Origin of the sequence: Microbacterium testaceum, from assembly GCF_003075375.1 — a bacterium.
Taxonomy (GTDB): Bacteria; Actinomycetota; Actinomycetes; order Actinomycetales; family Microbacteriaceae; genus Microbacterium; species Microbacterium testaceum_E.
The window spans coordinates 43796-57602 of sequence record NZ_QDFT01000007.1; the positions used below are offsets into that span (position 1 = coordinate 43796).

The 13807-nt window shown below is 70.5% G+C and carries 13 protein-coding genes; 1 reads left to right on the top strand and 12 read right to left on the bottom strand.

Translation table 11 applies throughout. From position 1 onward, the window contains the following. Positions 1-92 precede the first annotated feature (92 nt). The 9 genes from serA to otsA all read right to left on the bottom strand — a co-directional run bounded on the left by serA (position 93) and on the right by otsA (position 10570). Complete coding sequence (gene serA, locus DC432_RS04390; RefSeq protein ID WP_116536846.1) at positions 93-1697, bottom strand: phosphoglycerate dehydrogenase; 1605 nt, start codon at positions 1695-1697, stop codon at positions 93-95. Positions 1698-1885: 188 nt separating this feature from the next. Further along, positions 1886-2236: a bacitracin resistance protein gene (locus DC432_RS04395; RefSeq protein ID WP_108319083.1), complete on the bottom strand. Its 351-nt coding sequence runs from the start codon at positions 2234-2236 to the stop codon at positions 1886-1888. Continuing rightward, positions 2233-2808, bottom strand: coding sequence for a DNA polymerase III subunit gamma/tau (locus DC432_RS04400; RefSeq protein ID WP_116536847.1), 576 nt, complete (start codon positions 2806-2808; stop codon positions 2233-2235). Before DC432_RS04400 ends, DC432_RS04395 begins: the two co-directional genes overlap by 4 nt. 141 nt (positions 2809-2949) lie before the next feature. Continuing rightward, positions 2950-3975, bottom strand: coding sequence for a ketol-acid reductoisomerase (gene ilvC, locus DC432_RS04405; protein WP_108319079.1), 1026 nt, complete (start codon positions 3973-3975; stop codon positions 2950-2952). Positions 3976-4084: 109 nt separating this feature from the next. Continuing rightward, the gene (gene ilvN, locus DC432_RS04410; RefSeq protein ID WP_108319077.1) at positions 4085-4594 is read right to left on the bottom strand and encodes an acetolactate synthase small subunit; all 510 of its coding nucleotides are present in this window, start codon (positions 4592-4594) and stop codon (positions 4085-4087) included. A 1-nt stretch (position 4595) separates the two neighbouring features. After that, the gene (locus DC432_RS04415) at positions 4596-6404 is read right to left on the bottom strand and encodes an acetolactate synthase large subunit (RefSeq protein WP_116536848.1); all 1809 of its coding nucleotides are present in this window, start codon (positions 6402-6404) and stop codon (positions 4596-4598) included. Positions 6405-6448: 44 nt separating this feature from the next. Then, a complete protein-coding gene (ilvD, locus tag DC432_RS04420; RefSeq protein ID WP_116536849.1) occupies positions 6449-8167 on the bottom strand; it encodes a dihydroxy-acid dehydratase in 1719 nt (572 codons plus the stop codon). 89 nt (positions 8168-8256) lie between these two features. After that, positions 8257-9036: a trehalose-phosphatase gene (otsB, locus tag DC432_RS04425; RefSeq protein ID WP_243393025.1), complete on the bottom strand. Its 780-nt coding sequence runs from the start codon at positions 9034-9036 to the stop codon at positions 8257-8259. Positions 9037-9082: 46 nt separating this feature from the next. Then, complete coding sequence (otsA, locus tag DC432_RS04430) at positions 9083-10570, bottom strand: alpha,alpha-trehalose-phosphate synthase (UDP-forming) (RefSeq protein ID WP_116536851.1); 1488 nt, start codon at positions 10568-10570, stop codon at positions 9083-9085. A gap of 212 nt (positions 10571-10782) precedes the next feature. Between otsA and DC432_RS04435 the strand changes: the two genes are divergently transcribed. Continuing rightward, positions 10783-11037, top strand: coding sequence for a hypothetical protein (locus DC432_RS04435; RefSeq protein WP_108317012.1), 255 nt, complete (start codon positions 10783-10785; stop codon positions 11035-11037). Positions 11038-11102: 65 nt separating this feature from the next. Here the strand turns inward: DC432_RS04435 and DC432_RS04440 are convergent, their stop codons facing one another. From DC432_RS04440 to DC432_RS04450, 3 genes are read right to left on the bottom strand one after another with little or no spacing between them, the layout of a single operon-like run. After that, positions 11103-12296: an acetyl-CoA C-acetyltransferase gene (locus DC432_RS04440; protein WP_116536852.1), complete on the bottom strand. Its 1194-nt coding sequence runs from the start codon at positions 12294-12296 to the stop codon at positions 11103-11105. Further along, positions 12293-12964, bottom strand: coding sequence for a CoA transferase subunit B (locus tag DC432_RS04445; RefSeq protein WP_207770743.1), 672 nt, complete (start codon positions 12962-12964; stop codon positions 12293-12295). Before DC432_RS04445 ends, DC432_RS04440 begins: the two co-directional genes overlap by 4 nt. Next, the gene (locus tag DC432_RS04450; protein WP_116536853.1) at positions 12964-13737 is read right to left on the bottom strand and encodes a CoA transferase subunit A; all 774 of its coding nucleotides are present in this window, start codon (positions 13735-13737) and stop codon (positions 12964-12966) included. The genes DC432_RS04445 and DC432_RS04450 overlap by 1 nt, the downstream gene beginning before the upstream one ends. Positions 13738-13807 lie beyond the last annotated feature (70 nt).

The following is a 13807-nucleotide window of genomic DNA, read 5'->3' on the forward strand; positions in this document are numbered from 1 at the left end:
CGGCGGGCGCGCACGAGCGCTGACGCGATCCCGGCGCCCTCCGCCGCCGACGAGGGGGGCCGCCGAAGCGACCCCCCTCACGACATCCGACCTCAGCCCTCGACGATCTCGATCTGCCGGAACAGGTCGGCACCGACGGACTCGCGCATCGCGTCGAGGATCTCGTCCGGCACCGGCGAGTCGACCGTGAGCACCGACAGGGCGCGGCCCGTGGCGTCCTGCGCCGCGACCTGCAGACCCGCGATGTTGATGCCGGCGTCACCGAGCTTCTGACCGTAGATGGCGACGATGCCGGGGCGGTCGGCGTAGCGCATGACGACGTGGTGCTGCTCGATGGGCACCTCGATCTCGTAGCCGTTGATGGACACGACCTTGGGCACCATGCGCGTGCCCGCGAGCGTGCCCGCGACCTCGAGGGTCGAGCCGTCGGCCAGGGTGCCGCGCAGGATCGTGATGTTGCGGTACAGCGGGCTCTCGGCCTCGACGACCAGTCGGGCCTCGACGCCGCGCTGCTCGGCGAACAGCGGCGCGTTGACATAGGACACCGTCTCGCTGACGATGCGGCTGAAGTAGCCCTTGAGCGCCGCGAGGCGGTAGACGCTGACGTCGTACTGCGCGAGCTCGCCGCGCACCTCGATGTCGAGGCTCGTCAGCGCGCTGTCGGCGAGACCGCTGAAGAACTGACCCAGCATCTCGACGAGAGCGATTCCCGGGCGCACGAAGGGGTCGATCGCACCGCCCGCGACGTTCACGGCATCCGGAACCAGGTCGCCCTCGAGCGCGAGCTTGACCGAACGCGCGACCGAGACGCCCGCCTTCTCCTGCGCCTCTTCGGTGCTGGCGCCCAGGTGAGGCGTGACGACGACGTTCGGCAGGTCGAGCAGCTTGCGGGCCGGACCGCCCTCGGCGGGGGGCTCGGTCGAGAACACGTCGAGGCCCGCACCGGCGATCCCGCCCGAGGTGAGCGCGTCGAACAGCGCCTCTTCGTCGATGAGCCCGCCGCGCGCGACGTTGATGACGTACGCGCTCTTCTTCATGCGGCGCAGCTGCTCGGCGCCGATCATGCCGGTGGTCTCGGGGGTCTTCGGCATGTGGATCGTGACGAAGTCGCTCTGGTCGAGCAGTTCGTCGAGCGAGACGAGCTGCACGCCCAGCTGCTGGGCGCGCGCGGCGGTGACGTAGGGGTCGTACGCGATGACGCGCATGTCGAAGCCCTGCAGGCGCGCGGCGATGAGGGCGCCGATGCGGCCCAGGCCGATGATGCCGATGGTCTTCTCGAACAGCTCGGTGCCGGTGAACGAGCTGCGCTTCCACAGTCCCTGGGCGAGCGAGGCGTGCGCGGCGGGGATGCGGCGCGCGAGGCTCAGCACGTGCCCGACCGTCAGCTCGGCGGCCGAGATGATGTTGGACGTCGGCGCGTTGACGACCATGACCCCGGCCGCGGTGGCGGCCTTGATGTCGACGTTGTCGAGGCCGACGCCGGCGCGGGCGACCACCTTGAGCGACGGGGCCGCGGCGAGGGCCTCGGCGTCGATCTGGGTGGCCGAGCGCACGAGCACCGCGTGCGCGTCGGCCAGGGCCGACAGCAGCGCGGGGCGGTCGGTCCCGTCGACGTTGCGCACGTCGAAATCGGGGCCGAGCGCGTCGATCGTGGCGGGAGAGAGTTCTTCGGCGATGAGCACGACGGGCTTCGTCACGGATGCGTCCTTCGAAACGGTGCTGGGGACCGGCGCGCACCGCCGCACACCGCCGGCGCGAGCCGGGCGCGCGGCCCGTGCGGGCCGTGTGTCAGCCTAGCGCGGCGTCGCGGAGCCTTCCGACCGTGTGACGCGACGCACCGGTCGCCCGCGATCGCGGATCGGTTCCGGATGCCACTCCCCCGCCGTCAACCGCCGTACAGGCCGTACGAGGTCGTGCCGTAGCCCACGATCGCGAGCCAGAACGCCGCCGACAGCGTGAGCCCTGCCAGCAGAACGATCGCGAACTGCCCGGCCGCGCGGCGGGCGCCGATCGCGAACGCGATACCGAAGGCGATCAGCGGGAAGACGATGGGCAGGATGTAGACGAACCACCCCAGCCCGTTCAGGCCGAGCGGACCGTTGACCTGCTGGATCAGCAGCGCGACCGCGCTCCACACCACGTAGGCGTAGAACAGACCGAACAGCCCGGCGATCGTCACGACCAGCCAGGTGGGCAGCCGGCGGCGGGCGACGGCATCCTTCGCCTCTGCGGTCATGCGAACACTCCCAACGACAGGAACGGCCAGGGCACGAGCAGCACGATGCCGAGGATGAGCAGCAAAAAGCGCTGCCAGGTGCGCCACGACCGGGTCAGGGCCAGGACCGCGACGAACCACACCATCGGTGCGAGCGCGGCGGCGATGGTCAGGGACACCAGGGTGACGTCGGGGATCGGCAGGCCGAGGCCCCGCAGCTGCAGACCTGCGATCAGCCAGCCGACCGCGAAGAGCACGAAGGTCGCGGCCACCATGCCGATGCCGACCAGGCCGACATTGCCGAGCGGGGCCGAGTGCGCGGCATCCGCGTCCGACTCGGTCCCGGGCTCGTCGCGCTCCGCCGGGGTGGACGGCTCAGGATGCCGCTCCGCCGGCGCCGCGGCGGACGTGGCGACGGGCTGCAGGGGCTCCGGGGTATCCGGCTGCAGGGGTTCCGGCTGCACCGGCTCCGCCGTCCGTCCCGGCACGGCCGGTTCATCGGCGCGGCCGGGCGCCCGCTTCTCGCCGACGTCGAGGGTGGGGTCGTCGTCACCGCCCCACGAGAGGGCGTCGTCATCGCGCGGAGTGCTCACCCGACCACGGTAGCGCCGCTCCCCCGCCGCTCGGCCGCGCCCCGCCGCGCGGCGGGGTGCGCGGCATCCGGGACCGAGAGGACTCCACGCAGACGGCGAACGCCCCGCGGCCGGAGCCACGGGGCGTTCGATCGACGCGGATCAGCGCGCGGCGGAACCCTCGACGTAGTCGGCGTCCTGCTGCTTCCACGCGAACAGGCCGCGCAGCTCGCGACCGGTCGCCTCGATGGGGTGACCCTGCTCCTTCTCGCGGAGCTCGAGGAACTCGGTGGCGCCGTTGTCCTGGTCGGCGATGAAGCGCTCGGCGAAGGCACCCGACTGGATGTCGGCGAGAACGGCCTTCATGTTCTCCTTGACATCGGGCGAGATGACGCGGGGGCCCGAGACGTAGTCGCCGTACTCGGCGGTGTCCGAGATCGACCAGCGCTGCTTGGCGATGCCGCCCTCCCACATGAGGTCGACGATGAGCTTGAGCTCGTGCAGTACCTCGAAGTAGGCGATCTGCGGCTGGTAGCCCGCCTCGGTCAGGGTCTCGAAGCCCGCCTGCACGAGGTGGCTCATGCCACCGCACAGCACGGCCTGCTCGCCGAACAGGTCGGTCTCGGTCTCTTCGGTGAAGGTCGTCTTGATGACGCCGGCGCGGGTGCCGCCGATGGCCTTGGCGTACGACAGCGCGGTGTCCCAGGCCGAGCCCGAGGCGTCGCGCTCGACGGCGATGATGTCCGGGATGCCACGGCCGGCGACGTACTCGCGACGGACGGTGTGACCGGGGGCCTTGGGGGCGACCAGGATGACGTCGACGCCCTCGGGGGCGTCGATGTAGCCGAAGCGGATGTTGAAGCCGTGCGCGAAGGCGAGGGTCTTGCCCGCGGTGAGCTTGTCCTTGATCGAGTCGGCGAAGATCGAACGCTGGTGCTGGTCGGGCGCCAGGATCATGATCACGTCGGCCCACTCGGCGGCGTCGGCGACGTTCTTGACCTCGAAGCCGTCCTCCTGCGCCTTGGCGGTGGACTTGGAGCCGTCCTTGAGGGCGATGACGACCTCGACACCCGAGTCGCGGAGGTTCTGCGCGTGGGCGTGACCCTGCGAGCCGTAGCCGACGATCGCGACCTTCTTGCCCTGGATGATCGAGAGGTCGGCGTCGTCGTCGTAGAAGATCTCTGCCATGGGGATGTTTCTCCTTGTGAGTGGTCTGTCAGGAAGTTGAGTGTCCAAGACACGCCGTCAGGCGTGGGGTCCGTGCGGCGAGTCTTGGACACTCGACCGCACGGGACGTTCAGCCGCGCAGGACGCGCTCGGTGATGCTCTTGCCGCCGCGGCCGACGGCGAGCAGGCCCGACTGCGCGAGCTCCTTGACGCCGAAGGGCTCGATCGCCTTGAGGAAGGCGTCCACCTTGCCCTTGTCGCCGGTGATCTCGATCACCACGGCGTCGGGGGCGTAGTCCACCACCGACGCGCGGAAGAGGTTGACCACCTCGAGCACGTTGGAGCGGCTGGCGTTGTCGGCGCGCACCTTCACGAGCACGTGCTCGCGCTGCACCGAGCTGGCGGGGTCGAGCTCGACGATCTTGATGACGTTGATGAGCTTGTTCAGCTGCTTCGTCACCTGCTCGAGCGGAAGACCCTCGACGTCCACGACGACCGTGATGCGCGACAGGCCCGGCACCTCGGTCACACCCACGGCGAGCGACTCGATGTTGAAGCCGCGGCGGGCGAACAGACCCGCGACGCGGGTCAGCAGACCCGGCTTGTCCTCGACGAGGAGGCTCAGAACGTGGCGCGACATCTCAGTCCTCCTGCTCGGCGAAGGCGGGCGAGTGATCGCGCGCGTACTGGACGTAGCTGTTGCTGACGCCCTGCGGCACCATCGGCCACACCATGGCGTCGGCGCTCACGACGAAGTCGATCACGACCGGGCGGTCGTTGGTGTCCAACGCGAGCTGGATCGCGGCGTCGATCTCGTCCTCTTTCTCGACGCGGATCGCGAGGCATCCGTAGGCCTCGGCGAGCTTGACGAAATCGGGGATGCGACGCGTGCCGTGCCCCGTGTTCAGGTCGGTGTTGGAGTGACGCCCCTCGAAGAAGAGGGTCTGCCACTGACGCACCATGCCGAGCGAGGAGTTGTTGATGATCGCGACCTTAATCGGGATGTCGTTGATGACGCAGGTCGCGAGCTCCTGATTGGTCATCTGGAAGCAGCCGTCGCCGTCGATCGCCCACACGGCGCGCTCGGGCTGGGCCACCTTGGCGCCCATGGCCGCGGGTACCGCGTAGCCCATGGTGCCGGCGCCGCCGGAGTTGAGCCAGGCGTTGGGACGCTCGTACTTGATGAACTGCGCGGCCCACATCTGGTGCTGACCCACGCCCGAGGCGAACACGCCCTCGGGGCCGGTGATCTCGCCGATGCGCTGGATGACGTGCTGCGGCGACAGCAGGCCGTCCGAGGTCGGGGTGTAACCGAGCGGGAACTCCTCGCGGAGGCCGTTCAGGTGGGTCCACCACTCGGTGTAGTCGTGGGGGTGCTCGGCGTCGGCGGCGCGGAAAGCGGCATCCAGATCGACGAGGACCTCTTTGAGGTCGCCCACGATGGGAACGTCGGCGGTGCGGATCTTCGAGATCTCGGCGGGGTCGATGTCGACGTGCACGACCTGCGCGTTCGGGGCGAACAGGGCCGCCTTGCCGGTGACGCGGTCGTCGAACCGCGCGCCGAGCGAGACGATCAGGTCGCTCTCCTGCAGCGCGAGCACGGCGGGCACGGTGCCGTGCATACCGGGCATGCCCAGGTGCTGATCGTGCGAGTCGGGGAAGGCGCCGCGCGCCATGAGTGTCGTGACCAGCGGGGCGCCCGTCGCCTCGGCGAACACCTTGAGCTCGGCCGCGGCGTTCGCGCGGATGGTTCCGCCGCCGACGTAGAGCACCGGCTTCTTGGCGGTGGCCAGCAGGTGGGCCGCGGCCTGGATCTGCTTGCCGTGGGCCTTGGTGACCGGGCGGTACCCGGGCAGGTCGACCTTGGGCGGCCAGATGAAGGGGGCCTCGGCCTGCTGCGCGTCCTTGGTGATGTCGACCAGCACGGGGCCGGGGCGACCGGTCGACGCGATCTCGAACGCGGCGGCGATCGCGCCGGGGATCTCGTCGGCCGTCTTCACCAGGAAGGAGTGCTTGGTGATCGGCATGGTGATGCCCACGATGTCGGCCTCTTGGAAAGCGTCCGTGCCCATGAGGGTCGAGAACACCTGTCCGGTGATGCACACGAGCGGCACCGAATCCATGTAGGCGTCGGCGATCGCCGTGACCAGGTTCGTCGCGCCGGGGCCCGACGTGGCGATGGCGACGCCGACCTTGCCGGATGCCGCGGCGTACCCCTCGGCGGCGTGGCCGGCGCCCTGCTCGTGACGGACGAGGATGTGGCGCACGTGCTCGTCGTCCATGAGCGGGTCGTAGACGGGCATGATCGCTCCGCCCGGCAGACCGAACACGTCGGTGACGCCGAGCAGGTCGAGCGAGCGGACGACCGCCTGGGCACCCGTCATCACGGGCGCCGGAGCGGTGCGGGCGGGCGGCCGGGGCACGGCCGCGGTGGGGGAATCGATGGACATGGGAGTACCTCGAGAACCGGGAGAAGGTGAGAAGGGGATGGCCGTCAGCCGGTGACCGCGCCCTCGGCGGCGGAGTGCACGAGCTTGGAGTACTTGGCCAGAACGCCACGGGTATAGCGCGGGGGAAGCGGTTCCCAGCCTTCACGGCGGGAACTCAGCTCGGCGTCATCGACGATCAAGTCGAGAGTGCGAGCGGCGATATCGACCCGTATCAGATCACCATCGCGCACGAAGGCGATGGGACCTGCGTCCACCGCTTCGGGAGCTATGTGGCCGATGCACAGGCCGGTTGTGCCGCCTGAGAATCGTCCGTCCGTCAACAGTAGTACATCTTTTCCGAGACCCGCGCCCTTGATGGCCGCCGTGATGGCGAGCATCTCGCGCATACCGGGACCGCCCTTGGGGCCCTCGTAGCGGATGACGATGACATCGCCGGCCTGGATCTCTCCGGCCTCGAGCGCGTCCATGGCGCCGCGCTCGCGCTCGAACACGCGCGCGGGACCCTCGAACACCGAGGCGTCGAAGCCGGCCGTCTTGACGATCGCGCCCTCGGGGGCGAGCGAGCCGTGGAGGATCGTGATGCCGCCGGTGGCGTGGATGGGGTCGTCGAAGCGGTGGATGACGTTGCCGTCCACCGGGTCGGGGTTCAGGTCGGCGAGGTTCTCGGCGAGCGTCTTGCCCGTGACGGTGAGCGCGTCGCCGTGCAGCAGGCCCTCGTCGAGCATCGCCTTCATGATGACGGGGATGCCGCCGTGGCGGTCGACGTCGTTCATGACGTACTTGCCGAACGGCTTCATGTCGGCGACGTGCGGGGTGCGGTCGCCGATGCGGTTGAAGTCGTGCAGCGTCAGCTCGACCTCGGCCTCGTTGGCGATGGCGAGCAGGTGCAGCACGACGTTGGTCGAGCCGCCGAGCGCCATGGCGAGGGCGATGGCGTTCTCGAACGCCTCCTTCGTCAGGATGTCGCGCGTGGTGATGCCCTGGCGCAGCAGGTTGACCACGGCCTCGCCCGAGCGGTGGGCGAAGTAGTCGCGGCGACGGTCGGCCGACGGCGGGGCGGCCGAGCCCGGGAGGCTGAGGCCGAGGGCCTCGGCGACCGACGCCATGGTGTTGGCGGTGTACATGCCGCCGCAGGCGCCCTCGCCGGGGGCGATCGCGCACTCGATGCGCTTGAGGTCCTCTTCGCTCATCTTGCCCGCGAGGCACGCGCCCACGGCCTCGAACGAGTCGATGATCGTGACGTCCTTCTCGGTGCCGTCGCTGAGCTTGACCCAGCCCGGCGCGATCGAGCCGGCGTAGAGGAACACGCTCGACAGGTCGAGACGAGCGGATGCCATGAGCATGCCCGGGATCGACTTGTCGCAGCCGGCGAGCAGCACCGAGCCGTCGAGGCGCTCGGCCATCATGACCGTCTCGACGCTGTCGGCGATGACCTCGCGCGACACGAGCGAGAAGTGCATGCCCTCGTGGCCCATCGAGATGCCGTCGGAGACCGAGATGGTGCCGAACTGCAGCGGGTAGCCGCCACCGGAGTGCACGCCCTCTTTCGCGCCCTGCGCGAGGCGGTCGAGGCTGAGGTTGCAGGGGGTGATCTCGTTCCAGCTCGACGCGATGCCGATCTGGGGCTTGTCCCAGTCCTCGTCGCCCATGCCGACCGCGCGGAGCATTCCGCGCGAGGTGGTGGCTTCGATGCCGTCGGTGACGACGCGACTGCGGGGCTTGATGTCGAACTCGCCGGTGTTCGGATTCTGCGGTGCGGGCATTCTCGAAGTCTATTGCGAGCGGCACGCACGCGACGCCGAACGAACGGCGAACGCGAGATTCGCAGACGGCGCGGCGGCCGATCGCGTTGTCAGCCCGTGTGCGCTCGGCGCAGCCGGACGATCTGCTCGAGCACCGCCACGAACGCCGGGATGTCGTCGACCCGCAGCGTCGCCGCCGTCTCTCCCCCGCCGACGCGGACGCCCAGGTCCCCCGCCCCCAGGGAGCGCAGCGCGTCCTCGTCGGTCACGTCGTCGCCGGCGAACAGCACGGCGCTCGCCCCGAGCCGCTCGCGCAGGTGCGCGACGGCGGAGTCCTTGCCCTCGTGCCGGAACGAGTACTCGAGGATGTCGTGACCGGTGCGACGGCGCCATTCCGGAGCCTCGGCGGACACCAGCGCGTCGACCTTCTCACGCGCCGTCGTGGCGGTCGCGGCGTCGGCCGTGCGCGTGTGCAGTCCCAGACCGAACTGCTTCGGCTCGATGCGCACGCCCGCGAGGGCGGCCACCGCGTCGGTCGCCTCGCCGATGAGGCGGTCGCGGAGCGCCAGCGCGTCGGCGTCGTCGGCCCCGTCGCCCGCACCGGCACCCGGCTGCCACGACTCGGCCCCGTGCGACCCCATGAGCCACCACGGCGACGAGTCGTCGTGCTCGGCGATGACACGCAGATCCGCGAGCGTGCGCCCCGACACGAGCGCCACGGTGGTCCGGGGCAGGGCGGCGAGCCCGTCGAGCGCCACCCGCGCCTCGGGCGTCATGCGGGCCGTCATCGGCTCGTCGACGAGCGGCGACAGCGTCCCGTCGAAGTCCAGGGCGATCAGCAGCTCGTCGGTGGTGGCGACGGCCTCGACCGCGGCGTCGGCGGCGGTCACGGGGCACCCTCCGCCGTGGTGCGGCCGGTCGGGGCGTGGGCGGCGGTCATCCGGCATCCGTCTCGTCGATCGGTTCGCGCTCGGGGGTCGATCCGTCGTCGTCCGCGGTGATCTGGGCCGCGGCGGCGGCGCTCGACGCCTTCTCGTGGAAGACCGACAGCGCCTCGAGGAAGTCCTCGGACCAATCCTCGACGTCGTGGTCGCGCACGCGCTTGCGGAGGGCACGCATGCGACGGCCCTGCTCGGCGGCGGGCATCTCGAGGGCGCGCACGATGGCATCCTTCATGCCGTCGATGTCGTGCGGGTTGATCAGCAGGGCGCTGCCCATCTCGTCGGCGGCGCCGGCGAACTCGCTCAGCAGCAGCACGCCGCGGTTGTCGACGCGGCTGGCGACGTACTCCTTGGCGACGAGGTTCATGCCGTCGCGCAGCGCGGTGACGAGCATGATGTCGGCGGCGAGGAACAGCGCGACCATCTCTTCGCGGGGGTACGACTGATGCAGGTAGCGGATCGCCGTATGGGTCGTGGTGTCGTGGTCGCCGTTGATGCGTCCCACGGTCATCTCGATCTCGTCGCGCAGCTGCACGTACGCCTCGACGCGTTCGCGGCTGGGGCTGGCGACCTGGACGAGGGTGGCGTCCTCGACGGTGGCGCGGCCGTCCTCGAGCAGTTCGCCCCATGCCTTCAGGCGGTGGCGGATGCCCTTGGTGTAGTCCAGGCGGTCGACGCCCAGCAGGATCTTGCGCGGGTTGCCGAGTCCCTCGCGGATCTCTTTCGCGCGCTGCTGGATCTCGGGCTTCTGCGCGAGCTCGATGTAGGACTCCGCGTCGATCGAGATCGGGAACGCCTTGGCGAGGGCGACGCGCGTGGTCTCGCCCTCGGGCACCAGGATGCCGCTGGCCTTGGTCTCGTAGCGCAGCTGACGCCTCACGGCGCGGGCGAAGTTGCCGGCGTCGGCGACGCGCTGGAAGCCGATCACGTCGGCGCCCAGCAGTCCCTCGAGCACCTGCTTGCGCCAGGGCAGCTGGGCGTACAGTCCATACGCGGGGAACGGGATGTGGTGGAAGTACCCGATCGTCAGGTCGGGACGCAGCTCGCGCAGCATCTTGGGCACGAGCTGCAGCTGGTAGTCCTGCACCCACACGATCCCGCCCTCGGCGGCGACGTCGGCGGCGGCCTCGGCGAAACGCCGGTTGACCTTGACGTAGGCGTCCCACCACGCGCGCTTGTAGGTGGGGGCGGCGATCACGTCGTGGTACAGCGGCCAGATCGTGTCGTTCGAGAAGCCCTCGTAGTACAGCTCGACGTCCGCGGCCGACAGGGTCACGGGGACGAGGTGCGTGCCCTCGAACTCGAAGGGCTCGACGGCGGTGTCGGCTTGCCCCGCCCATCCCACCCACGCGCCCTCGGCGCGGCGCATCACGGGTTCGAGAGCGGTGACGAGTCCGCCGGGTGAGCGTCGCCACCCCTCGTCGTCGGGGGTGCGGTCGACGGGCAGACGATTGGCGACGACGACGAAATCGGCCTGGGTCACAGGTCCTCCTCGGGGATCGTCCTCAGGCTAACAGCGGGCGTGGCGCGCGCACGGGGGCTGGACGTCCGGCGCAGGGCCACCCCTCGATAAACGCCGTCCGTGCCGAGACACGGCGGCTGGCCGCGTGTCTCGGCACGCGCGGCGTTTATCGGCGGGGTGGGGCGCGCTGTCAAGCTGCGGCGGGCGCTCTTCCACCTCGGTAGGTTGAGTCCATGCGCCAGTACATCTTCGGAACCGGTCTCCTCAGCGCCATCACCGGCGGCGTCACCCTGCTGCGCGGGCTCAAGAACGACGAGCCGTTCACGTGGCGCACGGCGCTGGCATGGCTCAGCTGGGGTATTACCCTCGCTCTCGCCATCGGCGCGGTCGTCGACACGCGTCGCGCGCGCCGCGGCCGCACGATCGCCGGCGACTCCCCCGTCTCGAAGAAGCAGGGCAAGCTGCTGAAGAAGCGTCTCGCGCGCTGACCCCTGACGATCGAGGGGATGCCGCCGCCCCGGGGCGCGGCATCCCCTCGTCGTTTCGCGAGGTGTCAGCGGGTGAGGATCAGCGCGTCGCCCTGACCACCGCCGCCGCAGAGGGCGACCGCGGCCGTCCCGCTTCCCCGCCGGACGAGTTCGTGCACGGCGTGGACCACCAGGCGGTTGCCGGACGCGCCGATCGGGTGACCGATCGCGATCCCCCCGCCGTGCGGGTTGACGATGTCGTCGGACACGCCGAGTTCGGCCTGCGAGCGGGCGACGACGGCGCCGAACGCCTCGTTGATCTCGACGAGGTCCAGGTCGGATGCCGCGAGCCCCTGCTTGTCGAGCGCTTTCGCGATCGCGCGGGCGGGTTGGGCGTGCAGCGAGTTGTCGGGGCCGGCGACCTGGCCCGCCGCGCCGACGACGGCCAGGACGTCCCAGCCGTGCTCCACGGCCGTCGCACGGGTGGTCACGACCACCGCGGACGCGCCGTCCGAGATCTGCGAGGCGTTGCCCGCGGTGATCGAGCCGCCCTCGGCGAAGGCCGGGCGGAGCTTCGCGAGGGTGTCGACCGTCGTGTCGGCGCGGATGCCCTCGTCCGCGCTCACGACGACGGGGTCGCCCTTGCGCTGCGGGATCGACACCGGCACGATCTCGGCGTCGAACACGCCGGCGGCTTGAGCTGCGGCGGCGCGCTGATGGGAGCGGGCGGCGACGGCGTCCTGGTCGGCGCGGGTCACCTCGTACCGGGCGTTGGCGCGTTCGGTCGAGGCGCCCATGCTCTCGCGGTCGTAGGCGTCGGTGAGTCCGTCGAATGCCAGGTGGTCGAGAACCTCGACCGAGCCGTAGGCGTACCCGTCGCGAGAGTTCATCAGCAGGTGCGGGGCGCGGGTCATCGACTCCATGCCCGCGGCGACGACGACGCGCGCGTCGCCCAGGCGCAGCATGCGCGCGGCGTCGATCACGGCGGTGAGCCCCGACAGGCACACCTTGTTGATAGTCGCGGCGTGGACGTCCCAGCCGATACCGGCGGCGACGGCGGCCTGGCGGGCGGCGTTCTGTCCGGCTCCTGCCTGCAGCACCTGTCCGACGAGCACCGCGTCGACGGTGTCGGCGGGGATGCCGCCGCGCTCGAGCGCTCCGCGGATCGCGGCGGCGCCCAGCTCGACGGCCGTGAGCGGCGCGAGCTGTCCCTTCAGTCGGCCCTGGGGCGTGCGGGCGGCGGCGACGATGACGACGTCGTTCTGCTCGTTCGTGGTCATGCGCGCTGCTCCTGTGCCATCGGCGTCTCCTCGGTGAGTCTCACGATCAACGGGGGCTCGGTGGCCGCCCGCACCTCGTCGACGCTCACCCCGGGGGCGGTCTCGACGAGCACCAGTCCATCCTCCGTCACATCGATCACGGCGAGGTCGGTGATGATGCGATCGACGACGCCGCGGCCGGTCAACGGCAGCGAGCAGGCGTCGACGATCTTGGGCGAGCCGTCCCGGGCGACGTGCTCCATGAGCACGATCACGCGGGCCGCGCCGTGCACGAGGTCCATCGCGCCGCCAGGGCCCTTGACCATCTTTCCGGGGATCATCCAGTTCGCCAGATCTCCGGATGCCGACACCTGCATCGCCCCGAGGATGGCGGCGTCGATCTTGCCGCCGCGGATCATGCCGAAGCTCAGCGCCGAGTCGAAGAACGCCGCCCCGTCGAGGGTCGTCACCGTCTCTTTGCCGGCGTTGATGAGGTCGGCATCCACGGCGTCCTCGGTGGGGTACGGACCGACGCCGAGGATGCCGTTCTCGGACTGCAGCACCACGGTGACACCGTCGGGGACGTGGTTGGGGACGAGGGTCGGCAGTCCGATGCCGAGGTTCACGTACGCGCCGTCGGCGAGCTCGCGGGCGGCACGGGCGGCCATCTCGATGCGGGACAGGGCCATCAGCGGGTCTCCTCACGGACGGTGCGCTTCTCGATGCGCTTGGCGATGTCGGGTCCGACCTCGATGATGCGGTGCACGTACACCCCGGGCAGGTGGACGGCATCCGGGTCGATCTCTCCCGGCTCGACGAGGTGCTCGACCTGCACGATGCACGTGCGGCCGGCCATCGCGGCGAGCGGGTTGAAGGCGCGCGCGGCCTTGCGGAAGACGAGGTTGCCGTGGCGGTCGCCCTTCCAGGCGTGCACGAGCGCGTAGTCGGTGGTGATGGCCTCTTCGAGGACGAACTCGCGGGGCTCTCCATCGACCTCGAACGTGCGGACGTCTTTCGCGGGTGAGGCGACGGCGACCCCGCCCGAGCCGTCGTACCGTCGCGGAAGGCCGCCCTCGGCCACCTGCGTGCCCACGCCCGTCTGGGTGTAGAACGCGGCGATGCCCGACCCCCCGGCGCGCAGCTTCTCGGCGAGCGTTCCCTGCGGGGTGAGCTCGAGCTCGAGCTCGCCCGAGAGGAACTGCCGCTCGAACTCCTTGTTCTCGCCGACGTACGACGAGGTCATCTTGCGGATGCGACCGGCACCGAGAAGGACGCCCAGCCCCCAGTCGTCGACGCCGCAGTTGTTCGACACGACCGACAGGTCGCGGGTGCCCTGAGCGAGCAGCGCCTCGATCAGCGCGATGGGGTTGCCCGACAGGCCGAATCCGCCCACGGCGAGCGAGGACCCGTCGGCGATGTCGGCGACGGCCTCGGCGGCGGACGCGACGGTCTTGTCGATCATGAGTGTCCCCCGCGGGTGGCGGCGCCGCGCGGCGCGGGCGGGAACAGGGTCGTGTCGACCACGCGGACTC